At 62.2% G+C, this 24,203-nt stretch carries 22 protein-coding genes; 14 read left to right on the top strand and 8 right to left on the bottom strand.

The features are described from left to right. Positions 1 to 245: 245 nt before the first annotated feature. A complete protein-coding gene (locus tag IEY31_RS18830; RefSeq protein WP_229723745.1) occupies positions 246 to 2,216 on the bottom strand; it encodes an RCC1 domain-containing protein in 1,971 nt (656 codons plus the stop codon). 370 nt (positions 2,217 to 2,586) lie between these two features. Here IEY31_RS18830 and IEY31_RS19155 point away from each other — a divergent pair, with 370 nt between their 5' ends. From IEY31_RS19155 to IEY31_RS17210, 3 genes are all read left to right on the top strand, one after another. Further along, complete coding sequence (locus IEY31_RS19155; protein WP_229723744.1) at positions 2,587 to 2,880, top strand: recombinase family protein; 294 nt, start codon at positions 2,587 to 2,589, stop codon at positions 2,878 to 2,880. Further along, a complete protein-coding gene (locus IEY31_RS19150) occupies positions 2,874 to 3,083 on the top strand; it encodes a helix-turn-helix domain-containing protein (RefSeq protein ID WP_229723743.1) in 210 nt (69 codons plus the stop codon). Before IEY31_RS19155 ends, IEY31_RS19150 begins: the two co-directional genes overlap by 7 nt. Positions 3,084 to 3,283: 200 nt before the next feature. Beyond that, a complete protein-coding gene (locus IEY31_RS17210) occupies positions 3,284 to 4,423 on the top strand; it encodes an LbetaH domain-containing protein (RefSeq protein WP_188974191.1) in 1,140 nt (379 codons plus the stop codon). Positions 4,424 to 4,829: 406 nt separating this feature from the next. Here IEY31_RS17210 and IEY31_RS17205 read toward each other — a convergent pair whose 3' ends face one another. The 5 genes from IEY31_RS17205 to IEY31_RS17185 all read right to left on the bottom strand — a co-directional run bounded on the left by IEY31_RS17205 (position 4,830) and on the right by IEY31_RS17185 (position 9,318). After that, positions 4,830 to 5,603, bottom strand: a complete 774-nt coding sequence (locus tag IEY31_RS17205) for a TerC family protein (RefSeq protein ID WP_308424339.1) — start codon at positions 5,601 to 5,603, stop codon at positions 4,830 to 4,832. A 336-nt stretch (positions 5,604 to 5,939) separates the two neighbouring features. Beyond that, positions 5,940 to 6,929, bottom strand: a complete 990-nt coding sequence (locus IEY31_RS17200; protein WP_188974190.1) for a DUF3103 family protein — start codon at positions 6,927 to 6,929, stop codon at positions 5,940 to 5,942. A gap of 223 nt (positions 6,930 to 7,152) precedes the next feature. Next, positions 7,153 to 7,677: a CIA30 family protein gene (locus IEY31_RS17195; RefSeq protein ID WP_188974189.1), complete on the bottom strand. Its 525-nt coding sequence runs from the start codon at positions 7,675 to 7,677 to the stop codon at positions 7,153 to 7,155. A gap of 287 nt (positions 7,678 to 7,964) precedes the next feature. Further along, on the bottom strand, positions 7,965 to 8,669 hold the full coding sequence (locus IEY31_RS17190; RefSeq protein ID WP_188974188.1) for an N-acyl homoserine lactonase family protein: 705 nt from the start codon (positions 8,667 to 8,669) through the stop codon (positions 7,965 to 7,967). A 313-nt stretch (positions 8,670 to 8,982) separates the two neighbouring features. After that, positions 8,983 to 9,318, bottom strand: a complete 336-nt coding sequence (locus IEY31_RS17185) for a hypothetical protein (protein WP_188974187.1) — start codon at positions 9,316 to 9,318, stop codon at positions 8,983 to 8,985. Positions 9,319 to 9,414: 96 nt separating this feature from the next. Between IEY31_RS17185 and IEY31_RS17180 the strand changes: the two genes are divergently transcribed. The 9 genes from IEY31_RS17180 (at position 9,415) to IEY31_RS17140 (ending at position 19,500) form a co-directional block, all read left to right on the top strand. Beyond that, a complete protein-coding gene (locus IEY31_RS17180; RefSeq protein ID WP_188974186.1) occupies positions 9,415 to 10,044 on the top strand; it encodes a LexA family protein in 630 nt (209 codons plus the stop codon). Between the two features lie 19 nt (positions 10,045 to 10,063). Then, entirely contained in the window at positions 10,064 to 11,290 is a 1,227-nt protein-coding gene (locus IEY31_RS17175; RefSeq protein ID WP_229723741.1) for a DNA polymerase Y subunit UmuC family protein, read from the top strand. After that, positions 11,287 to 11,529 carry a hypothetical protein gene (locus tag IEY31_RS17170; RefSeq protein WP_188974184.1) on the top strand — a complete coding sequence of 81 codons (243 nt, stop codon included), beginning with the start codon at positions 11,287 to 11,289 and terminating at the stop codon, positions 11,527 to 11,529. The genes IEY31_RS17175 and IEY31_RS17170 overlap by 4 nt, the downstream gene beginning before the upstream one ends. Before the next feature lie 2 nt (positions 11,530 to 11,531). Next, positions 11,532 to 14,678 (top strand): DNA polymerase III subunit alpha, encoded by a 3,147-nt coding sequence (gene dnaE / locus IEY31_RS17165; protein ID WP_229723740.1) that lies wholly within the window; start codon positions 11,532 to 11,534, stop codon positions 14,676 to 14,678. A gap of 77 nt (positions 14,679 to 14,755) precedes the next feature. Further along, positions 14,756 to 15,061 carry an HNH endonuclease gene (locus tag IEY31_RS17160; protein WP_188974182.1) on the top strand — a complete coding sequence of 102 codons (306 nt, stop codon included), beginning with the start codon at positions 14,756 to 14,758 and terminating at the stop codon, positions 15,059 to 15,061. Between the two features lie 395 nt (positions 15,062 to 15,456). Next, positions 15,457 to 16,017 carry an Lrp/AsnC family transcriptional regulator gene (locus IEY31_RS17155; RefSeq protein WP_188974181.1) on the top strand — a complete coding sequence of 187 codons (561 nt, stop codon included), beginning with the start codon at positions 15,457 to 15,459 and terminating at the stop codon, positions 16,015 to 16,017. Next, on the top strand, positions 16,014 to 17,540 hold the full coding sequence (locus IEY31_RS17150; protein WP_188974180.1) for an ABC transporter substrate-binding protein: 1,527 nt from the start codon (positions 16,014 to 16,016) through the stop codon (positions 17,538 to 17,540). Before IEY31_RS17155 ends, IEY31_RS17150 begins: the two co-directional genes overlap by 4 nt. A gap of 94 nt (positions 17,541 to 17,634) precedes the next feature. Further along, positions 17,635 to 18,585 carry an ABC transporter permease gene (locus tag IEY31_RS17145; RefSeq protein ID WP_188974179.1) on the top strand — a complete coding sequence of 317 codons (951 nt, stop codon included), beginning with the start codon at positions 17,635 to 17,637 and terminating at the stop codon, positions 18,583 to 18,585. A 39-nt stretch (positions 18,586 to 18,624) separates the two neighbouring features. Continuing rightward, positions 18,625 to 19,500: an ABC transporter permease gene (locus IEY31_RS17140; protein ID WP_188974178.1), complete on the top strand. Its 876-nt coding sequence runs from the start codon at positions 18,625 to 18,627 to the stop codon at positions 19,498 to 19,500. 104 nt (positions 19,501 to 19,604) lie between these two features. Here IEY31_RS17140 and IEY31_RS17135 read toward each other — a convergent pair whose 3' ends face one another. Beyond that, complete coding sequence (locus tag IEY31_RS17135) at positions 19,605 to 19,970, bottom strand: hypothetical protein (protein WP_188974177.1); 366 nt, start codon at positions 19,968 to 19,970, stop codon at positions 19,605 to 19,607. A gap of 211 nt (positions 19,971 to 20,181) precedes the next feature. Continuing rightward, entirely contained in the window at positions 20,182 to 21,828 is a 1,647-nt protein-coding gene (locus IEY31_RS17130; RefSeq protein WP_188974176.1) for an ISL3 family transposase, read from the bottom strand. 327 nt (positions 21,829 to 22,155) lie between these two features. On the opposite strand from IEY31_RS17130, the gene IEY31_RS17125 reads away from it, so the two are divergent. Then, the gene (locus IEY31_RS17125; RefSeq protein ID WP_188974175.1) at positions 22,156 to 23,751 is read left to right on the top strand and encodes a histidine kinase N-terminal 7TM domain-containing diguanylate cyclase; all 1,596 of its coding nucleotides are present in this window, start codon (positions 22,156 to 22,158) and stop codon (positions 23,749 to 23,751) included. Positions 23,752 to 23,948: 197 nt separating this feature from the next. Then, positions 23,949 to 24,077: a hypothetical protein gene (locus IEY31_RS18950; protein WP_268238974.1), complete on the top strand. Its 129-nt coding sequence runs from the start codon at positions 23,949 to 23,951 to the stop codon at positions 24,075 to 24,077. Positions 24,078 to 24,203: the final 126 nt, after the last annotated feature.

Here is a 24,203-nt window from a genome sequence, read left to right as displayed (position 1 = left end):
CCCAGAGTTCGGCCTGCGGCGATGTGACAAGGGGCGTGCTGAGGGTGAGGGTGGCGGGCACCACACCAGCGCGGAGCACCCCGACACTGCCCCCCACCACGACGGGGGCGGCGAGCGCGCTGCCGAGGATCAGGGGAGCGAGGAACAGCGGAAGGAATCGGGTCATCAGGAACTCCAGGGGAACAGAAGACAGAAGGGGAAGTCGGTGCTGGACCGACTTCCCCTCACAGTGCCGGTGGGTGGGCTCAGGGGATCAGGTACGGCCCGGTGGGCACATTCAAATTCCCATGGGCGTTGTCGCCCCAGGCCACCATGGTGCCGTCGGCCTTCAGCGCAAGGCTATGGAAGAAGCCGGCGGAGATGGCTACGACGTCCGTCAGTCCGGCGGGCACGTTCAGATTCCCCTCGTTGTTGCTGCCCCAGGCCACGACGGTGCCGTCGGCCTTCAGCGCGAGGCTGTGGAAGACGCCGGCGGAGATGGCTACGACGTCCGTCAGGCCCGCAGGGATGGTGGCCTGCCCAATGTTGTTGAGCCCCCAGGCCACGACGGTGCCGTCGGCCTTCAGCGCAAGGCTGTGCCGGTACCCAGCCGAGATGGCCACGACGTCTGTCAGGCCAGCGGGGATGGTCGTCTGCCCGTCGCCGTCATAGCCCCAGGCCACGACGGTGCCGTCCTGCTTCAGGACCAGACTGTGGATTTGCCCTGCCGCAATGGCGACGACATCCGTCAGACCAGCAGGCACATCCGTCTGACCATTGCCGTTGTTGCCCCAGGCGGCGACAGTGCCGTCCTGCTTCAGGACCAGGCTGTGGTTGGAGCCAGCGGCGATGGCGACGACGTCCGTCAGACCGACGGGGATGGTCGTCTGCCCACTGCCGTTGTAGCCCCAGGCCACGATGGTGCTGTCCTGCTTCAGGGCCAAGCTGTGGTCCCAGCCAGTAGAGGTGGCGACGACGTTCGTCAGGCCAGCAGGCACGTCCGTCTGACCATTGCCGTTGTTGCCCCAGGCGGCGACAGTGCCGTCCTGCTTGATGGCCACGCTGTGCAAGAAGCTCGTGGCACCGAAGCTCTTGAGGAACTGCAGGGCCTTCTGGGCCTGAGCGCGGCCTTCGTTGCCCGCCTTATCGGCCGCGATGACCAGCAGGTCCGCCGCGCCACTGGTGGTGGGCGTCCAGTTCAGGGACCACTGTCCGGAACCGGGAGTGAACATCACCTCGGCCACCCCGTTCTGCCCCCACTCGGCAGCGTCGGTGCTGCCGATCAGCATGCTGCCGTCGAACACCCGGATGGCCATCAGGTCGCCGTCGTCGCTGGCGGTGCCAGCGAGCGTGACGTCCTGTCCAGCGGTGACGGTGCCCACAGCGTTCAGGGTCACCTGGGGGGCCTGGGTGTCGACGGACAGGCCGGTCTTGTCGAAGGCAATGCTGAACGTCTTGCTGAACGTGGTGGGCGCGGCGGTTTCTGAGCCAGTGGCCTGCCAGGCCTGGGTGCTGGCCTTGACGAACAACGCGCTGGTGCTGGTGGTACCGATGACCTTGACGCGGGCGCCCAGCTTGCTGCTGCCGGCCAGCACGTCGGCCACCCCGGACAGCGACTGACCCTGGGCGTCGACGATTTGGTAGGTCACAGGGCTGTAGTCGCCGGTGGGGACCACGGTGCCCTGGGCATTGAGGACGTTCAGGCGTAGATCCAGGGTCTCCTGGGTGGCGACGCTCTTCCACTTGAACTTGTCGATGAACGTCGTGGTGCCCTCGTCGGCGAGGGCGTGCAGTTGGAGGTTGATCGTGCTGCTGCCCTGGGTCAGGTCGACGCCGTCGTTGGTGCCGTAGGCGAGGAAGGTGCCCTCGACGTTGTCCTTGCCGATGTTCTCGAAGGTGTAGGTGCCGCGGGGCAGGACGACGGTGGCGTTGGGCTGGGTGCTGCTCAGCGTCAGGAAAGTCTGGGCACCGTTCTGCTGGTAGACGTTCTGGCCGTTGAACTGGACGTAGGTGCCCTGGGCGTTCTTGACCTTGATTTTGAGGTGGGTGACGGTGCTGCGGCCGTCGGGGCCGGTGGGGAGGCCCTGGGTCTTGAACCCGGCGAGGGGGGAGGCCAGGGTCAGGGTCACCATGTTGCCGCTGGTGGGAGCGGACGCGGGCTGGGGGGCCTGCTGACCGCAGGAGGCGAGGACGAGACCGAGGGTGGTGAAGGCCAGCAGACCAGTGGGACGACGCATGACAGCTCCTGTCCAGAGGGGGCTCTGGATTGAATGGGGGAAGACCACTGAGACTAGAGGCCAAGGTGGCGGGTGGTCAGGGACGGCGGGAAGCTCAGGTGGATCGCGGGAGAGGGCCCAAGGCTGGCCGATTCACATCAATCTGACCTTGTGTGAGCACGATCTCAAGATGAGGGTCACAAAACTCTCACAACAAAGACGATTGAGTAGGAAAGCTCCGTCAGGCAAGGGCAAGGCTCAACCATCAGGGTGGGGTATACCCCACCCTGACGTCAGATCAGGGGCGAAAAATGCGTCAGAATAGGGTTGATTTTGGAGATGTCTGACAGTATCCTGCCGGGGTCTAGACCCCAACCTGACAGGAGTTCCCATGAATGACACCAGAGGCCACCGCCTCGGCTACACCCGCGTCTCTTCGGAAGACCAGAACACCGTTCGGCAACTGGACGGCCTGACTTTCGACAAGGTCTTCACCGACAAGGTCAGCGGTGGGAATGCCCACCGTCCTCAGTTGACCGCCCTGCTCGGTCACGCCCGCGAAGGGGACACCCCGGGCGCTGGTCAACGGGTTGACGGAGAAAGGGGTACGCGTCGAGTTCGTCAAGGAAGGCTTGACTTTCACTGGGGAAGACTCGGCGATGTCCAGACTGCTGCTGAGTGTTGATCCGCGAACGTCAACGCGAGGGGATCGAGGCGGCCAAGAAGGCTGGCGTGTACAAGGGACGCAAAAAGACCCTGACGGCCGTTCAGATCAGTGCTCTGCAGCAGCGCGCGAAAGGGGGCGAGTCGAAAACCAGTATTGCCAGGGACTTCGGCATCAGCCGGGAGACCGTCTACCAGTATCTCAAAGCTGTCCCCACGGGTTGAAAGCTTCCCCACACCCGAATCACTCTCTATTGAGCCGATTGTTGGTCCAGCCGCGCCCTGGTTGAACTTCCATGAAGGTGCGGATGGGTTCCGCCCCCATCAATGAAGGAACCTCGGCCTGTACGCTTGGCCCACGCCCAGAAAACAAAGATGTCTGCTTCCTCTGAGACCGATGCTCTTTTCTGGTGCTAGGGAGCTCTATGACAAAAAGAACGGTATGGATGATCGGTGGATGCCTCGGTCTCACGCTGGCAGGCGCCGCTGTCGCTGGGGGCAGCGAGGGACTGCAGGGGGCGCTGGCCCGTTTCCTGGTGGGGCCGAAGGTGGTCGTGAACAACAGCTTCATCTCGCCGCTGACCGAAGTCTTCGGAGACATAGCGATTGGCCACGGCAGTTTCGTGGCTGGCAACACGGTGCTCAACGCCCAGCCGGGCGAGCGCATCTGTATCGGCAGCGAGACGAATCTGCAGGACAACATCACACTGGTCGCCATCCGCGGGGCGTCCACGCCCGCTGGCGGCTGTGCGCCGCGTTCCACCACCATCAAAGACCGCGTCAGCATTGCCCACCAGGCCACCATCCGCAACAGTGTGGTCGGGAATTTCACGTTCGTGGGATTCCTGTCGGTGGTTGAGAACAGTGTGCTGGAGGACGGCGCCTTCGTACTGCACGGTGCCCAGGTCAGCAATGTGCGCATTCCACGTGACCGTCTGGTCCCGAATGGAGCGCGGATTACCACGCAGGCCCAGGCCAACGCGCTGCCCCTCAAAACCGAGGCCAGCGCGGAATTCCAGGAAGAGGTCCTGGAGGTCAATGCGGAATTCGCCGAGAGTTATGCCGAGCTGTACCGGACCAAGGGCTTCGACGCTGTGAACCGTCCCAGTGCCGCGCCGCGCACCTCCTGGAATCCCCAGCCCGTGCCCCCTACCCTGGGCCGCAACGTCCAGCTGGCTGAGTTTGCCCGCATCGTGGGGGATGTCCGGCTGGGCGCGAACAGCGTGGTGGGACGCCGCACCAGCATCCGGGCCGACGAGGGGGCGCCCATCATCATCGGTGAGAATGCCGAGATCGAAGACCGCGTGACCTTCCACGCCCTGAAGGGCACCAGTATCCAGATTGGCGCCCGTCTGGCTACCGACGACAACATCGTGTTCCACGGTCCGTTGACCGTGGGGAACGATCTGACCATCGGCGACGACTCAGTGCTGTTCCGCAGCAAGGTGGGCGATAACGTGACGATCGGCAGCGGCGCGCTGGTCATTGACGTGACGCTTCGCAGCGGCGTCACCGTACCGGACGGCGCGCGGATCACTTCACAGGCGCAGGCCGACGCCCTTTAGCGGGAACCGGGAACCACTGAATAAGGCTGTGCAGCACGAACAAGATCGCAGCTGTATTCCAAGCCGCCGGGGAATATCCCCGGCGGTGTCTTGTTGAATCGCGGATACGGTCTCACCGAACAGGCCGTCAGGTTGGACGACGGGCAGCCACTGCATTAAAAGTAGGTCAGTCAGACAGCGCACGGCATGATGGTGCCGCCCTGCCAGTTCCGTCCCTCAACCACGTTCAGCCCGACTTCCTGCGTCTGGGCTGCCCCGCTATTACGAGTCACTCTTATGCCGAAATGACGTCGCGTTTGCGGTTCGCCGATTCCATGCTTGGCCACAGCAACCGGGCGGCTTTGGGGGATAGAACAGCGTCCCCGGCGATGTTACCGGGGACGCGAGAACGAACGCAAAACAGAGGTCAGCGGACGTCGGGATGCCGATCGGTTTCGTGCAGAGCCACCGGCGCGCCACGTCGCGTCCGCAGGTTCAGCAACTCCACGGCGATCGCAAAGCCCATGGCGAAGTAGGTGTAGCCCTTGGGAATTTTGAACCCGAAGCCGTCTGCGATCAGGTTGACCCCGATCAGCAGCAAAAAGGCCAGCGCCAGCATCTTGACGGTGGGATGGGCCTGGACAAATTCTCCGATTGGCCGCGCCGCCACCAGCATGATCAGCACGGTCACCACCACGGCCGAGACCATCACGCCGATGTCATCAGCCATGCCCACTGCGGTGATCACGCTGTCCAGACTGAAAACAATGTCCAGGACCATGATCTGGCCGATGATCCCCGCGAAGTTGGCGCCGACCACCTGCCCGGTGGTGTGCGGCCCATGACTTCCTGGGCCTTCCAGTTGCTCGTGCATCTCCTTGACGGCCTTATAAAGGAGAAACAAACCTCCGAAGATCAGGATCAAGTCACGGCCGCTAAAACCCAGTCCAAAGAGTGAGAACAGGTCATTTTGCAGGCGGTAGATCCAACTGATGGAAAACAGCAGGGCCAGACGCATCAACATGGCGCCGATCAGGCCGATGGTGCGGGCCCGGTGCTGCTGCTCCGGGGGCAATTTTCCGGCCAGGATCGAGATGAAAATAACGTTGTCGATACCGAGCACAATTTCGAGCAACAGCAGGGTGCCGAAAGCCAGCCAGGCTTCTGGTTGGGTGATCCACCCGAAGAGTGATTCCATAATGGTGTCTCCACGAAAGGGGAAGCGAACGCTGCCACGCGCGTTCAGGATGCCGTTGGGGGAGGGTAAGCCCGAAACCGCGCCCGTGCGGCGCGCCACACATCATCCTGGAGCATAGGACTTGAACCTTCATGAGCGAAAATTCTGTGTAGGGGAGGGTGCTGACCTCAGCGTGCAGAGCAGGGGGAGTCCAAGGCCAGCATTGCGTGGGACTTCGGAGACCGTCTACCAGTACCTGAGGACCGCACCCGACGCGTGATACGCCAGGTGCGGGTCATGTAGAAGAATGTTTGCCTCTCAGGTGGGTCTACTGCAGAGCGTTGCGTTTGACCTTGGGTCTCAGTGGGTGTACTGCTTCAGATTGCCGAGGTTTCTGGAATTCACTGACGTGCCCTCAAACAAGGATTTACCCATCGTGACGCTGCCCAGGAAATCATCGTCATCGTCGATCTTGATGCCGAATCCGTACCCGCCCACCGAGATGCTCACGTCAAAATTCGAGCCGTCTTTCTCGTACCAGTAAAAGCGGACATCACCATCTGTACAGCCAAACCCCTGGATAGCGTCGAAGTAGTTTCCGGGTTCAGTCACCATCGTGAGCTGTCCATGCCACCCGATGCCTGGGCCTTTCACCGCCACCCAGATTTCGGCCTTCCCTTTCGTCCAGGGCTCCATATCGTCGTAAAGGTCAAGTCTGACGAGCTTCACCGAGTAACATCCCTGGGCCGTCAAAGCCGAACGCTGCCCTTTTGAGGTGCTGACCTGAGACAGCAGCGCGCCCTGAGCGTCCACACGCTCGTTTACGCCCACCACCACGACAGGCACAGCAGGTGCCTCGCGGCTGTCGAGCTGATGCGCCTGACCCTGCGCGTCATACGCCACCACTGGAGCAAACTCATCGCCGCCTTCAGGCGCCACGGCCACCCAGGGGATCACGCCCGCGTGATCCCACGTCCCGCCGCGCACCGCAATGTTGAGCTTTGGGATCTGCGTGGCGAGGGTGTTCAGGCTTTGTGCGCCGAGCCTGGAGGACAAAGCCTGCGCGAACGTCCCTTTCCCAGTGGACTGGGATGCAAGCGTGGTGTACAGCGCTTCGGTGTCACCGTCGAACTCCAGGGCCGTCTGCTGCGCGATCACGGAGCGCACGCCGGGTTCGGTGAGGGTGGCGGCAAGTTGCTTCGCGAAGGTGTGCAGTGCGGCGTTGGTCTGCATCTGGGCCACAGTAGGCGTGGGGGCAGCGGCCACCGGGTTTGAGATGGAGTGCTGACCGCACGCGGCGAGAAGGAGGCTCAGCGTCAGGGTGAAGGGAACGGTGCGGGACAATGACATAAGACCCCCTGGGGAAACCCACAGGAAAAGCAAGCGAACACACATTTTGCCGACAAGGGCACTATACGTCACGACGCTCGGAGCACCCGTGAAGTTTTAGGCAGGAGGGGTGGACCCAAGGCCAGCACCTCAAAAGGGCTTTGGGATCAGCCGGGAAACGGGTTACCAATATCTCAAAGCTGCACCCAGCTCAAGACATCAGCATGGGTGACCCGGACAGGTGTTACAGACCCTCGATCCAGTCCACTTCAAGAGTGAACTGTTCAGCACGGCCGTTGCCGATCATGAATCCGAAGAACGTGACCTTGCTGGGATCAAGCGCCGGGCCTGCCAGTTGACGACCGAAGCGGGTGGGGCGCAAGGACGCCAGGGGGATGGTCACAATGGTCCATACCCCCGCCACCGTGTCGAACTCGTCGCGGTACGTCACGCTGCTCTGATCGGTCCCGAGCTGGAACTTGTAGCGCTTCCCGTCGCCCTTGACCCGCAATCTCAGGGCCGAGAATCGACTCAGGTCATAGCGGCCCGGGTTGGACCGAATGCTGGCGAATCCGCCGTTGTTTTCCAGGCGGACCTGACCTGTGAATTCCAGAACTCCAGCCTTGATCTGCACCCGACTGCTGGAGACTCCGCCCATCACGTTGTCGTTCAGGACGGACCAGGACGGAGTATCGGCGTTAAATTCCAGGATGGGCGCGGAGAGCGCCATGCTCGAACATAACGCGGCAGCCAGAGCGAGACCTTTCATGGTTCCAGCGTAGCGGGGTCTTCCAAACGCAATCATAGGTGGGCGGACATTCAGCAGAGAGCGGGGAGCCGAAGGCCAGCCTCGCCCGGGCCTTCAGCCGGGAGACGGTTTACCAGTACCTTCGATCTGCCCGCACCAGATGACGTGCAGGAGGTGAGTCTTATCGATTGCAGCCCAACTTCGCATTTATCGTTACCGAGTCGCAGCCCAATTGACTCCTTTCGTGTTCCCAATCGGATGATGGAGCCCGGTGTGACTGTGGCTGGGGGAGAAGGGTACTTTCCTCCTCAATCGTAAAACTGTGGCAGCGTATTCAGCCCTGCCCACTGCGCCTGGTCATGCCCGAAAATGACCAGGCTGATCTGCTCGCGTTCCACCAGATCCAGCAGCTTGAATGTGCTGACATGGGTGGCTTCGGGGTCCGGGTTATGCCCATCGTCCGGCGCGTCACGCGTAAAGCCTGCAGCGAAAGGGACCGCGTCAATCGTCAACAACACGGGCCCCGTTGTGGGCAACCGCACCAGCACCGATTGATGTCCCGGCACATGCCCGCTCGTCTCAATCAGCGTCAGCCCAGGCAGCAGTTCCGTGTCCCCATCCACGAGGCGAATGCGCTCCATCGGCTGATCCCACTGCGGCCGCAGGGCCGCGAAACGTGGGTTGCTCGCCGCGTCCTCATGGTGAACACGCTGAACCACGTACTGCGCCTTGGTAAACGCCGCGTGCCGTCCAGCATGATCAATATCGTAATGGGTCGAAATGACGGTATCGATGTCATCCGGTGTCAGGCCTATGCTCGCCAGCTGCTCGAGAACGTCCTGCCCGTTCTCGAAGTCCGAGGCTTCTTCAGGGATGATCTCCGGCAGGCCACTGTCAATCAGGATATTTTTGCCGTCCTCCGTCTGCACCAGCGCGCACACGATAGGAATCTGGTACTCCGGCATGGACCCCACCTGCATCAGATACAGACGCTTCACAGCATTCTGGTTCATCGGCTCCCCCTTAAAATCGAATGTACTTCGTCGGCAACAGAAACGTGAGGCCAGAAGCTCGAAAAGTTGACGATGCCCCATGCGAATCTCTGTCGTGATCAATAAACCGCGAAATTTGCAGAATCAGCTTCCGGACGTTAAGAGCTGCCACTGACCCTCGGAGACGATTCCGACGGAGCTGCCCATCACTTTGATCGCGGTCTGATCGTCAATCGAATACGTGGGTACCGGGACTTCGGCGGCCATGCGCTCCACCTTGGCCACTGTCTCCCTCCCTAGAGTGTGACGGGAACCCGGAGAGTGCGAGGAGGCGCTATTCCACCACCAGATGCTCGAATGCGCCGTCCAGCACTTCCTGGGCGAATGCTGCCGTAATGGCCACCTTTTCCCCGAACTGTCCCGTGACCCGGATGCTGGGGGCCTGAGCCACCCGAAAGATCACCTCCGTCTCCTCGCCGTACCTGCCCTGCACGCCCCGCTCCACTTCTGGACGCAGCGCTGCGATCACCCGCTCTGGATCCGGTCCCGGCTCTTTCACGGGTCTCCCCTTCTCGTAACGAATCTTCTCCGGAAAGACCATGCGAATCTCGATCTGGCGTGTGTAACCAGTGGCTTCTGAATCCTCCTGATGCCCGGTAAGCTCAGTCATAAATTGTTCACCTCATGGTTATCTTGACACGAGACAAAAAAATGGTGCAAGCTGTCATCAACTTCTTGATGCTCGTCAAGAATTGAGGTGAACCCCATGCCCCCAGACCTGACCCGCACCCGCACCGCCATCCTGAATGCCGCCCTCCAACTGGGCGCCAACGCCACACTGAGCGCCGTCGCGGCCCAGACGGGCGTGACCAAGCAGGCGGTGAGCTATCAGGCAGGCATCCTGCGAAATCTGGGCTATCTGGAGCCGAGTTCCGAACGGTACGCGCCGCTGATCGCCACGGACCGGGCCAAGGTGGCCCTGGGCCACGGCCTGCCCATTTACGGCTCGATCGCCGCTGGGCCGCCAGCGCTGGCGGCCCAGTCCCCCGACGATTACACGCCCAGCCTGGAGACGCTGCTGGACATGCGCAGCGGCGATTTCCTCCTGCGCGTGCGGGGAGAGAGTATGACGGGCGTGGGCGTGTTGGACGGTGACTACGTGATCGTGCGGCCCGCCACGGAAGTGCACGACGGCGAGGTGGCCGTCGTGCTGATTCCAGGCGAAGAGGCCGCCACCCTCAAGCGGCTATACCACTTCGGGGATCAGATCATCCTGATGTCAGAGAACCCGGACATTCCGCGTATGACGTACCCGGCAGAGCAGGTCCAGGTCCAGGGCAAGATGGTGGGCCGGGTAGGGGTGGGCGTGCCGCGTGTCAGCGCCCGTTGGGCATAGTGAGATGCCTCTGGCCTGCGTGAACCTTTCACCGTGGCCACTGACCTTGCTGAGCCGTCAGCGTCCCAGTATTCCCGTGGCCGCCCTGAGTGAGTCGAGGCGCGTGCTGTACGCCAATTCAGACGCACAAGAGGCAGGCGTACAACTCGGTATGCGCGATATCGCGGCCCTGAGCCGCTGCCCCGAGCTTCACGCCGAAGTGATCAGCGCGCCCACGGCAATCGCGGCGTGGGTGGAGCTGCTCGAAACGCTGTATGCGCGCTACTCGGACCGGGTAGAAGGACGAGTACCAGGAACTGTCTTTCTGAAGATCAGCGCTCCAGCCGCCCGTGAACTGGCTGCCGCCCTGCATGCCCCGGTGGGTCTGGCCGAGAGCCTGGAAGTCGCCCAAATCGCCGCCCTGCGTGCCAAGCCGGGCGAGGTCCGCGAGGTGGCAACAGGTGCGGCTGAGAAAGCGTTCCTTTCCCTGACCCCTCCTGCCCATCTGGAAGTGATCGGCCTGACCCCTGTGCATATCGAACGGCTGGCTTTTCTGGGGGTGCGCGGCCTCGCGGATCTGATGAAGTGGAGCGCGGCGCAGCGAGAAGCGTTTCTAGGCGTAGATGTGGGAAAGCGGGTTAACCGCTTTCTGAAAGGCGAGCGCACGGGGGCGGTGCAGCGGTATGTGCCGGGCCGGGTGATCGAGGCGCGCATGGGTCTGGACTCACCGCTCTACGAACCCAGCGAGGCGGATGTGATTTTCTCGGAGCTACTCCCCTTATTCCTGGCCGAGCTGCGGGGCCGCGCCGCCGCGTATCTGACGGTGCAGGCCGACACGTTGGGCGGACGGCTCTCGGCCACGCGCAAATTAAAAGGCTCCCCTGGTCCAGCGGGCCTGTTGCGAATCGCTGGGCTGGCCCTGACCGACACAGGTGCACTGCCGTTGGGCGTGGAGGCGCTGACCCTTCAACTCTCCGGCATTCAGCAGCCGGGCCGGATGGTGGGCCTGTGGGCTTCCCTAGCGGAATTGGAAGTCACCAAAGACGTACTGGATCGTTTCCCCGAGGCATTGGTCAAGGTGGAGTGGCTGGACCCCTACGCTTACGCCACCGACGCCCGCTATCAGTGGGTGGACTGGCTGACGGGGATGGTGCGCCCCACATCCATGACACCCCGCCAGAGCTGGAAACCCGCGCTGACCCGGATCCAGGCCCACCAAAAGGCTGTGGAGCGCATGGCCGCGTTCTTTGAGGAAGTGCCCCTGTGAAGGCCGTGCAGCAACTCGTCGAGGTTTGCCTGACGCCTGCGGGCGAGCCGGGGCGGCTGATCTGGCAGAGCCGTGCTTATCCCATCTGGGATGTGCTGGACCAGTGGCGCTACGGTGGGCGCTGGTGGCTGGGGGAAAGCCCCAGAAGCTGCTTTCTCGTTCAGGCAGGGGAGCTGGTGGCCGAGCTGCACCGTGAGGACGCCCCAGACCGCTGGTGGCTGGCGCGGATTCAGGACTGAGGGTGAATCGCCCCCTGCCCGCCCTGCTGACCTGCCAGAGCTACTTCTCGGAGGGTCGCAGTACGGTCAGCCCCCGGCGACTGGTGAAGCTCGCGGTAGAGCGTGGTTACGGCGCGGTGGGCCTGACCGACTGGTGCAGCGTGGCCGGAGCCGTGGAGCTGTGTGAGGCAGCGAGTGAAGCAGGGCTGGGAGCGATGATTGGGGTGACGCTGCCTGTGCTGTTCCCCACGCCCCCCAGATCGAAAGAACTGCACGAGGTTTTCCCCCTGGTGCTGCTGGCGAAAGACCGAACTGGCTACGCGCTGCTGTGCGAACTGATCACCCAGATTCACTTGCACCGCGTTGACGGCCTGCCTCTGGAACGCGTGCAGGAGGCGGCCAGTCGGGGCGATCATCTGGTCTGTCTGACAGGCGGGCGGCAGGGCTTCCCCACCGTACTGGGCGAACGGAGAGAGATCGCGCGGGCGGCCTCACTTCTGCGGATCCTGCGCGAGTCCTTCCCGTTCGATCTGTACCTCCAGCTTTTTCACGGCGCAGCGCCGAACGAACGGAGAAGACTGGAGTACCTGCGTGGTCTGGCCCGAGACCTGGAATTGCCCACGGTGGCCGCTCCCGAGGTCAACATGGGCGGCCAGGACGAGTACCCGCTCCTTGATGCCCTGACCTGCGCCCGCCTGGGAATCGACGTGCAGGTTCCTCATGCCGAGCGCCCCCGCAACGACGCCCGCCGCGTCGGCACGCCAGACGACTGGGGCGCGCTGCTGCCCTTTCCTGACGCACTGCTCAACGCCCAGAAGCTGGCTGACACTTGCGCCCTGGACTTGCGCCCGGAGCGGCTACACGCTCCGGAGCCGAAGCTCCGGATGTTCCAGACGCCACAGGAGGCGTTGGAGGAGCGCGCATTTGCGGCTCTGCCCCTGCGCTACCTGCCCGATGCCAGACCAGTGGCCCAGACCCGCTTGCAGCAAGAACTTGCCACGGTGCGAACGCTGGAGATGGCAGGATTCTTTCTGACCGCTGCCGAAGTGACCGACTACTGCCGCGAACACGGAATCCTGGCGGCTGGGCGCGGGAGTGCGGCGGGTAGCGTTCTCTGTTATCTGCTGGGCATTACCCTGTCGGACCCCATCAAACACAACCTGCTGTTCGAGCGGTTCCTCCACACTGGGCGCGCGTCCATGCCGGACGTGGACATCGACATTGCTTCCAGCCGTAGGGATCAGGTGCTGAGCTGGGTGGAAGCCCGCTGGGGGGGTGAGGGCACCGGGGAAGCGATGGTGGCCAACAAGATCACCTACCGCCTGCCGAGCGCCGTGCAGGACCTGGGCCGCGCCCTGGGTCTGCCGTCCGAGCTGCGGGACCGTCTGAGCCGCGCGCTGGGCCGGGATTACCGCCACAGCCGCCCGCACCGGGCCAGGGAGGCGCAGGTGGTGTTCACCGAGGTGCTGGGAGACGCGCCTGTGGGTGAGGCGCTGCTGGGCCTGCTGGAAAAGATTGAGCCGGGCTTTGTACGCCACTTGGCCCCCCACAGCGGCGGCGTGGTGCTGAGCGCCAGTTCGCTCACCCATTACTCGCCCCTGACCCGTTCCAGCGGTGGTATCCGCATGCTGACCTTTGACAAGGATGACGTGGAGAAACTGGGCCTGATCAAACTGGACCTGCTGGGCTTACGGATGCTGGCCGCGCTGGAGCGGGCACGCGAAGAAGTGATGCGCCTGACGGGCCAGTGGGTGGAGTACGGCGATCTGCCCGACGATCCTGCCGTGTGGGAGCGAATTGCCAGCGGGGACACCCTCGCCATCTTCCAGATCGAGAGTCCGGCTCAGGTGCAGATGACGGCCCGCTTGCAGCCGAAGAACATGACCCAGCTCGCGCACCAGATTGCGCTGGTGCGCCCAGGCCCGATCCAGTCCGGCACCGTCCATCCATACGTCAGAAGGGCGAGAGGCGAGGAACCCGTGCCAGAGCTGCCCGAACCGCTTAGAACGATCCTCGCGCCGACGCACGGCACGCTGATGTTTCAGGAGCAGATTCTGCGGATCGCCGTCCACTACGCGGGGTATAGCTGGCCCGATGCGGACAAATTCAGATCCAGACTCAGCAAGACCGAGGACGCTGCCGAGCTGGAAGAATTGAAGAACAGCTTTACCGCCGGAGCGGCCCTGACCACCGGGGCCTTTCCCTGGGAGGCCGGGGAGATGTTCGCCATTTGCGCGGCCTTCCGTGGGTATGGCTTCGCCGAGAGTCATGCCCACGCGTTTGCCCAGCACGCCTACTCCAGCGCCTGGATGCGTCAGCACCACCCGGCGGCGTACCTCGCGGGCTTCCTGACCGAGGAGCCGGGCCTGTGGCCTGCCAGCACGGTCAGCCACGAGGCCCGGCGTTGGGGTATCTCCCTGCGCGGCGTGTGTATCAATCGCTCGGGCATGTCGTACCGGGCCGAGAACGAGCGAACGGTCCGGCTTCCCCTCTCAGTTGTGGAAGGTGTCAGTAAGGCGGCGGCGCGGCAGATTGTGCAGGAGCGCTTGATGGGCGGCAAGTACAAAAACGTCGCGGACTTCTATGACCGGGTGGAGGTGGGGCGCGACGCCCTGGATACGCTGGCGAAAGCTGGGGCGTTTGACGCAGTAGACGCCCAGAAAAACAGGCGTGAAGCGTATTACGTCCTGCACACCATCGCCAATGCGCGAAAGCCGGGGACGCGCGGCCTGCTGGGTCCAAACGCACGACCGCCTGAGTTGTCCACCCTTGCTCCAGATGAACTACTGTTCCTGGATCTGGACACCAAAGGGATTTCCGAGTCTGGACGGCATCCCTTAGACGCCCACCGCGCCCGCCTGCGTGACCTGGGCTGCGTGCCACTGGCAGGGCTGCGCCACGGGCGGGAGGCGTGGACGGCGGGCTTGGTGGTCACGAAGCAGCGGCCACCGACAGCGAAAGGATTTGCCTTCTTTGTGCTGGAAGACACGTCTACCCGTGTCCAGGCCATCATCTCCCCGGATTTGTGGGAAGCCCACCGCGTCGTGTTGCGTGACGCCCGCGCATTGATCGTCCAGGGCGAGGCGACGGTGCAGGGGCGGGCAGTGACGCTCAAGGTCCAGCGTTTGAATGAATTGCCGCTGGGAAGTTGGGCGAGTGCGGCGGATTGACCTCACTCGGTCCACTCGCGGCGTAGTCTGGCCTGAGTAAGGGGAATGGCCGTGCCAGTAGGCCGGGAGCTCAAGGGGTGAGGGAGCGTAAGGGCGACTGGAAAATACGGGACAAGGCGACGGGCAAAGCTCGCTCCCTGCACCGCGTCCTGGCCGAGCAGCTGCCAGCCTGGCTTCTGGCCCCCGGCGCAATCGTCCACCACCGCGACGGCACCAACAATGACCCGGGCAATCTGCTCGTGTTGCCCAACCAGCGCTCCCACGCACACATTGAATCCCACCTGCGCTCTGCGAACCATGGCATGCCCAGCCTGTTCCCTGAACTGTTTCGGGACGTCACCGAGGACCGCCGGGGCATGCTGTTTGAAGGCGTGATTCCCTGACAGGTAAGAGTTGTGGCGTGAGAATTGTCTTACTGCGTACTGGTCAGGACGCGCTCACGCTGCTGATACAGAGAGCCGCGCAACGCTCTGCTGACCGTGAATCTGAAAACTCCAGAGGTCCAGCTTAAATATCACGCCACCCTCTGTCTGGCTCTGCAACACCGAGCGACTGGTGAGCGAGCGGCCCGCCACAGTCAAACATAGGAAAAAAGCGCGAGAGGCCGAGCAAATACTGAAGACAGTTCGAGTACACCAGAAATTCGCAATGCGTACCTCAATTGCATTTTTAATTCATTGTGCGTAAAATCTCCGACAAGCTACTACGCATTCACAACAACTACGCACCGCTCGTGCTGCGTAGCCTGTGAAAAATCCAGATAGAGAAAGGAGGTCAGGTGCTTGAACTTGATGAAACCGACTGGCACATTCTGAAGGTCCTCCGAATCGACGGGCGCACGCCTTTCCGTGAAATTGCTCGGCAAGTGGGTGTTACCGAAGGCACAGTTCGTAACCGCGTGAATGTCCTGACCGAGTCGGGTTCCATCCGCATCATCGCTGTGGCCGATCCAATCAGTCTGGGGGTGCCAGTGCTGGCCAGCACCTATCTCCGCATCCAACCTGCTGCACTGAACGAGTTTTGTGACCGGATTCAGGCGTCACCGCTGGTGTGCTACCTGGGCGTGGGCCTGGGCCAGCGCAACGTGATCGTGGAGTCCATGCACCCGGACATCCACAGCCTGTTCGATTTTACCCAGCGCTTCTTTCACCAGTCGGAGGTTATGGAGTACGACACCGTTCAGGTCATTGACATTCGTAAGACCGTCTGGGACTGGAATACGGTCAATCCGGAGTTTCAATCCCAGCGCGCCCATCAATCCCAGCGGCCCCAGATCCGGCCCACCCAGAAAGCCGCGCACCTCACGCCCGTCCCCCGCATCGATGGAGGAATGAAATGAAACAGCTCACCTCACGCCTGTCTCGCACGCTGACCACTGCCCTCTCCCTGGCCCTTGTGGCTGCGCCACTGGCCCACGCCCAGACCGTTCAAAAGGGTGGCACCCTCAAGGCTGTGTGGTCCCAGGAACCCGCCAGCCTGGACCCGCACGCATCCAGCGCCTACAGTTCCTTCCAGGTTCTGGAGAACGTCCTGGAAACATTGGTGGCCATTGATCCCCAGGGCAACTTGATTCCCGCCCTGGCAACGTCGTGGAAGAATAGCGACGCGGGCAAGACCTGGACATTCACCCTGCGTTCCGGCGTGAAATTCAGCAATGGGCGCGTCATGACTGCCGATGACGTGGTATATAGCCTCAAACGCCTGATGGACCCCAAGACGGCCTCAGGCAATGCCTATCATCTCTCGGGCGTGACCAGCATCACCGCGCCTAACAAATCTACGGTGGTCTTGAAGCTCAAAGAGGCCCGCACCAATATACTGGGTGACCTGACCAGCAAATCCACCGGGATTTTTGCCAAGGAGGGGGTGGCGAACAAGACCGTCGCCACTGCGCCCATCGGCACTGGTCCCTTCAAAATCACCTCGTATCAGCCGGGTGTGGGCGTTAAGCTGAGCAAGAATCCGCTGTATTGGCAGAAAGGCTTGCCGTACCTGGATGCCATTGACATCCGCGTGGTTCCCGATGAGGGCGTGCGGCGCTCCTCGCTGGTAAGCGGTGATGTGGATTGGGTTATGGCCGTGCCGCCGCAGGATATTCCCACGCTTAAGAAGAACGACAAACTGGTAATCGACTCGGTCCCGGCCTTCTCGTACTGGTATATCGGCCTGAACCTCAACCGCAAACCGTTTGATCAGAAGGCTGTGCGTCAGGCCATCTCCCAGGGTATTAACCGTGACCAGATCGTGCAGGGCGCAGTCTTCGGTCAGGCCGTGACGACCCAGAGTCCGATTCCGTCCAACAGTGCTTTCTCGCAGAAGTACGCCCCGTACACCGGAGGTCTGGAACAGGCCAAGGCGCTGCTCGCCAAAGCGGGCGTGGGTCAGGGATTTGAAACCAGCGTGATGGTCACGACTCAGTATCCCGAATCGGTGCGAATCGCGCAGATTTTACAGGCGCAACTCGCGCCACTGGGCATCAAGGTCAATATCCGAACCCTCGAATGGGCGCAGTGGCTTGACGAGCAGGGCAAGGGCAATTTCGATATGTTCGTGCTGAGCTGGAACGCGATGGTGGACCCAGACGAGTATTTCTATGCCCAGCAGCGCACGGGCCAGGGCTTCAACTTCACGGGGTATAGCAACCCGGCGGCCGACAAGCTGATGGACGCCGCGCGGGTTTCTACCAACATTGCTGAGCGCAAGAAACTGTACGCCCAGATCAACAAGATCGTAGTGGACGACGCGCCCTACATCTACCTGTTCAATCCGTCCAATGTCAATGCTTACAGCAAGAACGTCAAGGGCTACGCCGCCCGTCCAGACCAGGCTATCAACTTCACCAAGACCTGGCTGAGCAAATAGGAATAGGGCGGAGTATGAGCATGCTGGGGTTGGGGGCGAGCGCTGAAGTTCAGCCTCATCACATTGGCCCCAGCGCCTTTTTCTGGGAGACGTCATGAGTGTCACCTACCTGATCCGCCGCCTAGGCAGCGTGGTGCTAGTGCTGCTGGGCATCAGCATGCTGACGTTTTTGCTGGTGCAGTTTATTCCCGGTGATCCAGCGCGGGTTGTCCTGGGCATTCAGGCTACCCCTGAAGCCATTGCCGAACTGCGTGAGCGCATGGGTCTGAACGCGCCGCTGTACACGCAGTTCTACCACTGGCTCACCGGGGTCTTGCGGGGAGATTTCGGGCAGAGCCTGATCACTTCCAGACCCATCGCTGAGATCATCGGCCCGCGCATCCTGCCCACCGTGACCCTGGCCTTCTTTGCACTTCTGATTGGCCTCCTGGTGGCCTTGCCGTTGGGCATTGCCGGAGCGCTGCGTCCAGGTGGAAAGCGGGATCTGGGAGCGGGACTTCTCAGTCAGTTGGGCGTGTCGATCCCGGACTTCTGGCTGGGCATCATGCTGATCTATTTCTTCTCCGAGCGGCTCGGCTGGTTGCCCTCCAGCGGCTACGAGAGCGTTGCCCAGGGCGGCGTGGGCGGCTGGCTGAGCCATTTACTCTTGCCCGCCATAACAGCAGGCGTAGTCAGCGGCGCAGTGATGATTCGCTTCATCCGCAGCGCGTTACTTGAGGTGATCCGTCTGGATTACGTTCGCACTGCCCGTGCCAAAGGACTGCCGGAACAAAGGGTAATGAGCAAACATGTGCTGCGCAACGCCGCCATTCCCATCGTCACCGTGGTGGGCCTGCAACTTGCCACCCTGCTCAGCCAAATTGTGGTGGTGGAAATTGTCTTCGCGTGGCCCGGTCTGGGCCGCCTGGCCTTGGAGTCTACCCTCAACCGTGACTACTCGATTCTGCAAGCGGCAGTCCTGCTCACTGCCGTGATCTATTCAGTCTCCAGCCTGCTGACCGATCTGCTGTACGGTATTCTTGATCCCAGAGTGCAGTATGGTTGAAAGTCTTTTTCTAAGTCAGCGCTCGTCAGGAGGTTGCTGATGACTGGTGTTGCTAACCCGGCCACCGCCCGTCGGGGACGTTCATTCCTGAGCCGGATGCTGTCTCACCGAACCCTGGTGGTGGGGCTGGCACTGCTCTCTGTGGTCCTGCTGGCCGCACTGGCCGGACAGGTGTTCCCCCCCAGCGATCCCAACGCCATGAACTTTGCCGCCACCTTCGAATCGCCCAGTTCGGCGCACCTGCTGGGAACCGACAACTTCGGGCGCGACGTCTTCTCCCGAATTTTGGCGGGTGCCTGGATTTCGGTGCGCGTGGCCCTGATCGCCGTCAGTCTGGCTGCCGTGGCAGGGATTAGCCTGGGAACACTGGCGGGTTTTTACCGGGGCTGGGTGGATGAGGTGTTAATGCGCCTGATGGACATCCTGATGGCCTTTCCGGCGTTGCTGCTTGCTATCGCTGTCATGGCGATTCTGGGACGTGGCGTCGAGAACGCCATGATTGCCATCGCCATCGTGTACACACCGATTTTTGCCCGCATCACGCGCGGCAGCATCTTGACTGTGCGGGAGGAAGAGTACCTGACCGCCGCCCGCGCCCTGGGACAGAGCGACGCCATGATGATGGTGCGTCACGTTCTGCCCAATGCGCTGGGGCCGATCATCGTACAGACTTCGCTTAGCCTGGCTTTCGCAGTGCTGGCCGAATCCGCCCTGAGCTTTTTCGGGCTTGGCACCCAGCCGCCCGAGTCCAGTTGGGGCCTGATGCTCTCAGAAGGCCGTTCATTCCTGCTGCAAGCGCCGTGGCTGGGTCTGTTCCCTGGTCTGGCCATCATGATCACCGTTCTGGGTTTTAACCTTGTGGGCGACGGCCTACGTGATCTCCTGGACCCCCGGATGCGCCAGATGCTGCGGTAGCAAGCCAGAGAGGATTGAAGAGGGCCGCAGCCACCACAAGTCCTCGACAGGACTATTCGTTCTTTCCTGCGGTTTCTCCGCTCGACTTTAGCCATGGAGGCGTGTCAGGCGGCGTAGCAGAGTGCGTCTGCGAGGCGCTCAATAAATTCCAGTGGGACTTGAATCATTTCGCGACCTGACGCAGACATGCGAAAAGTCGGCACCTTCCATAATGCTCGCTGAGGTTCAGCGAGCACACCAACAAAGGTCGGCAAGGTCTTGTCATACCAGGCGGCACGACGAACCCCAACATTATGGCCCTGCCAGCGCTCGTGAGCCATGAGCGTCACAAGCGAGAACAACCCCAGCGTTGCTGGGGCTGTTCTCGCAATGGCCAGGTCGGTCCACTGCCGTTGTGTTTCGACACTCAGGTGAGCTCGAACTTCTTCAAAGGTGGCTTCGAGTTGCCAGCGCTGTACGAAGGACTCCAAGATCTGAACTGGACTCAGCTGGAGGTCTGTACACAGCAGGACCTGAGTGGAGAACTGCCCCTGTGGGTCGCGGATCTCTGTACCTGATACGGACTCCGATTAAAAATCGCATGACCTGAAGACCTATTGCGCAGTAGCTGAAGGGGCAGAGGGGCGACGTGGTGGAGTGAACCCATAACTCCGGCTCACCGTCACTTTTGATGACGGCTGGTCACACAGCCATCAACACGCGCTGTCGGAGAAGTTGAAACGAGGACCGGCCGTACGCCTGTCGTTTGATCAGTTTGATGTTATTGACCATGTCCTCAACCGGGCCGTTCGACCAGGGCAATCGGAGAGCCGCCTTGAGTGCGGCAGCATCGCGTTCGAGACCTCTGGCAAAGGTCACGAAGTCTGGCAATCCTGACGACTTCGCGGACTGGAACCAGGGTTCGAGTTCGTGGAGCCCTCGTTCACGCATCAACAGCGTGAAGGCCTGGGTGAGGTCGTGAGCCTTGGTCACGACCTCAGATCGAGCTTTGATGGCCGCGAGCACCCGCTGGTCGTCGGCACCCAGCTTGGTCTGATCACGGAGCATGACCCAGATCAATCGCTGGAACGTCCACGGACGATCGGTCATACCGATCGCGGTCTGGGCTGACGGCGGGATCGCCCCGCTTTTTACTGCTGACACCACATAGGGGCCGGGTGTGGTCTTGGCAGGCACGGTGCGGCGCATTTGCATCCATTGCGCGACCCGTTTGCGAGAGCCAGGAAATCCTTGCTGGCGCAACTCCCGCAGGAGTTGCCCGGCGTTACGTTCACCTTCTGCAAAGCGGTGTTGAAGATGAAACAAGAAGGGCTCCAAGATCCCGGCGAGGCGCTGCCGACGCCCGGTCGGTGCTTGCGTTTTGGCTGTCAGCACGCCCCGAATGCGTCCTCGGCTCAAATGAAGCGTTCGGCTGATGGCGCGTTGACTGCGGCCCCCTTTGGAAAGGTCGTGAATCTGACCAAACACCTTCTGACGCTCCTGCTGACGTTCTGTGCGGCGCAGCTGTTCACTCTGGGTGCGTGGGGGTGGCGGCACCGGAACCTGATCCTGGCAGATCTCGAGAATGGCCGTGCGGTCGCGGCCCAACTGACGTTCCAGCGCTTCTCGACCGTTTTTCAGGACGTGCCAACGATCCAGAACCTGCTGAGCCGTCGGTGCACCCTCGCAGATTCCCTTTTCGTATTCCAAGGAACAGTCTCGACTGACGACTTTGATGTGTGGGTGCTGCTTGAGCCATGTGGCCAGCGTGCCCGCACTCCGGTCTGGCAGCAGGTCGATTGGCGTCCGTGTTTCGAGATTGACGATGACCGTGCCATACACGTGGCCACGCCGGAACGCGAAATCATCGACACCAATGACCTCAGGGACGGGCCGCACCACTGGCGGGAGCAGCCGTGCTGCACGCAGCACGGTGGACGCACTGACCACGCATTGCATCCGGGTGAGCAGTGCGGCACCCGCATTGCCACCGAGCACGACCGAGACATGCTGAATGGTTGCAATCGCCCGCCCACTCCGACGAACGTAAGGGGACAGCCCAACGGCAAATCTCTCGCAAAAGATCTGCTGACGGCACGACAGCTCCTCACACATGAAACGGCGAACGGATAATTCCAGGCTGACGGCAGCCCCACAGGCGGGGAGATCACTCAAATGACGCCGATAGCGGCTGTGAATTCGAGCACTGCAAGTGCCACACTCCTTGCAAGCTGAAGTCGGCTGGATGCTGGTGGCCACAACGGCGACTCTTTCTTCGCCCTGCACGCCGTCCAGTCGAAACCCAGGAATCTGTGCCAAGAAGAGGGCAGACAGTGCTTCGTTTTCCATACCACATTGGAGGCCAGGTTCCTCAGACAATCATCAAAAGTGACGGTGAACCGGAGTTATGGGTTCACTCCACAGCCCTCCCCCCGTTCCTCGGTCCTGAGTCGAAACGGGGAGAGAAATTAACGTTCCAGCCGACGAAAAAAGCGTGCCGTGTCGCTCAAGGCCCTTGAAGGCCACCCTGCCATCACCAGCCGCAGCGGTCCACGGCAGAGCGCAGAATTCTGCAAGACCAGGCGCTGTACATTAAGACAAAATGATCATCTCTCTCTCCTTTCGCTGGGCTGGAGTGGGCGTAGGGCCGGGGGCGGTCCAGCCCCCGCGCAGCCGATGACCGAGGCCCTGGCCACCGGATACGCCGCGTGGTTGTACGTCACCGGGCTCGCGGCCCTGGGTATCGCCCACTTCGTCTGGCGACGCCGAGGTGCGCCGGGCGCTGGTCCCCTCGCCTTCCTGCTGCTGGCCCTCGCGCAATGGAGCCTGACCTACGCACTGCACTGGGACAGCCCTTCGCCCCGACTGCAACAGTTCTGGCTGGACGCCACGTTCTTCGGCGTGGTGAGTGCGCCGGTGTGCGTGTGGCTGTTCACCCGCGCCTTTACCCAACCGAACCGGCCCATGCACGCGGGAGCCTGGGTCACCCTGCTCGCCGTCCCCGTCGCGACCTGGGGCCTGCTGCTGGCCGGCGATCCAGGCGGGGTCCTGTTCGGGCAGCTGGGAACGCTGGAAGCCCATACCAGGCTTCAGGGCGGTCCCGGGTTCACGGTGGTGGTGGTGCACGGTTACGGCTTGATGCTGCTCAGTGCGCTGCGGCTGGCGCTGTTCTTCCGGAGCGCAACGGACCCGTACCGCCGTCAGGCTGGGATCCTCCTGGCGGGCCTGGGGCTGCCCTGGATCGTGAACCTGGTCAGCGTCCTGGGCTTGAGCCCCTTTCCCGAACTGGACCTGACCCCCATGCTGTTTCTGATCACCGCCCTGGTATTCCTGTGGGGCCTGCTGGGATTCCAGCTGTTCGATCTCGTGCCGATCGCAAGGCATCAAGTGATCGAGCAGATGGGGGAGGGCGTGGTCGTCCTCGACCGGGCGGGGCGACTGGTGGATCTCAACCCGGTGGCCAGGCAACTCGCCGACCCAGCGCTGCCGACCCCACTCGGCCACCCAGCCGAACGGGTGTTTGAGCAGTGGGGTGTGGCCGCGGCGTCCCTGGGCGCCCTGACCGGAGGCCGCGAGGCCGCGTCGGCTGAACTGACGCTGGGCGAACAGCATCTGGAGGTGCGGGTCACCCCCCTGCGGGACGCCCGGAGACAGGTTCAGGGGCATATTGTGGTCTGGCGAGACGTCACGGCTCAACGCGAGGCCGAGGCCGAACTGCGGCTCGCCCACGAGCAGCTTCAGCTGCGGATGGCCGAAATTGAGCACTTGCAGCACGCACTGCGCGAGCAGAGCATTCGTGACCCGCTGACTGGCCTGTACAACCGCCGGTACCTGCAAGAAGCCCTGCTGAGTGCCCAGGACAGCCCGTTCAGCGTCGTGCTGTTCGACCTCGACCACTTCAAAGCCGTCAATGACCTGGCCGGTCATGCTGGAGGTGACGCGGTCCTGCGCCAGGTGGCCGCGTGTCTCCAGGCCTCGCGGCAGCCCGGCGAGACGATCTGTCGCTACGGCGGAGAGGAGTTCATCGTTGTGTTGCCTGGTCTGGACAGCGCTGCTGCCGTCCGCCGGGCAGAACAGTGGCGCACGGAGATTGGGGCGCAGCAGGTGACGCATGGGGCGCATCTCCTGCGCGTGTCCATCTCGCTGGGGGTCGCCAGTTTTCCACAGCACGGCCCTGACCTCGACAGCGTGCTCTTGGCCGCTGATCAGGCGCTGTACCAGGCCAAGACCCAGGGGCGTGACCGCTGGGTCTTGGCCGCGCCCGTGGTCTGAACGAGACGCTCAGCACCGGGTCACCCTCCCCCGGCAACTTGCCACAACCCCCATCAGGGCGGGCAGCAGTACGGCAGCGCACATCCTTTTGGCCCTGGACGCGCCGCCGCCGTGGCTGGTGCGACTGCACTGCGGCAACCTGCGCGCCCGGCGCATACGCGAGTTCTTGGAAGGGCAGTGGCCACGCGCTCTGGGATTTGACCGAGGCCTGCCTAACCACCCACTGGGCTGCCGGGGTACGGGTCAGCCCCAACACGCTGCGGGTCTACAGCGAGGCCATCCGCGCTTTCCTGGCCTACATCACTGGCAACTCAGGAAGTACATGAGTACTGTCCAGCACCTGCTCACGCTCGTCATGCCGTTAGAGCAAATGACAGAATAGTTGGAGTGAACCCATAACTCAGGACCAGTGGTCAAGCACTTCTAAGCGGAATGATAGCGGGCGGCGAACT

The organism is Deinococcus aerolatus, assembly GCF_014647055.1.
Lineage (GTDB): Bacteria > Deinococcota > Deinococci > Deinococcales > Deinococcaceae > Deinococcus > Deinococcus aerolatus.
This window is presented reverse-complemented; position numbering and strand designations above follow the sequence as displayed.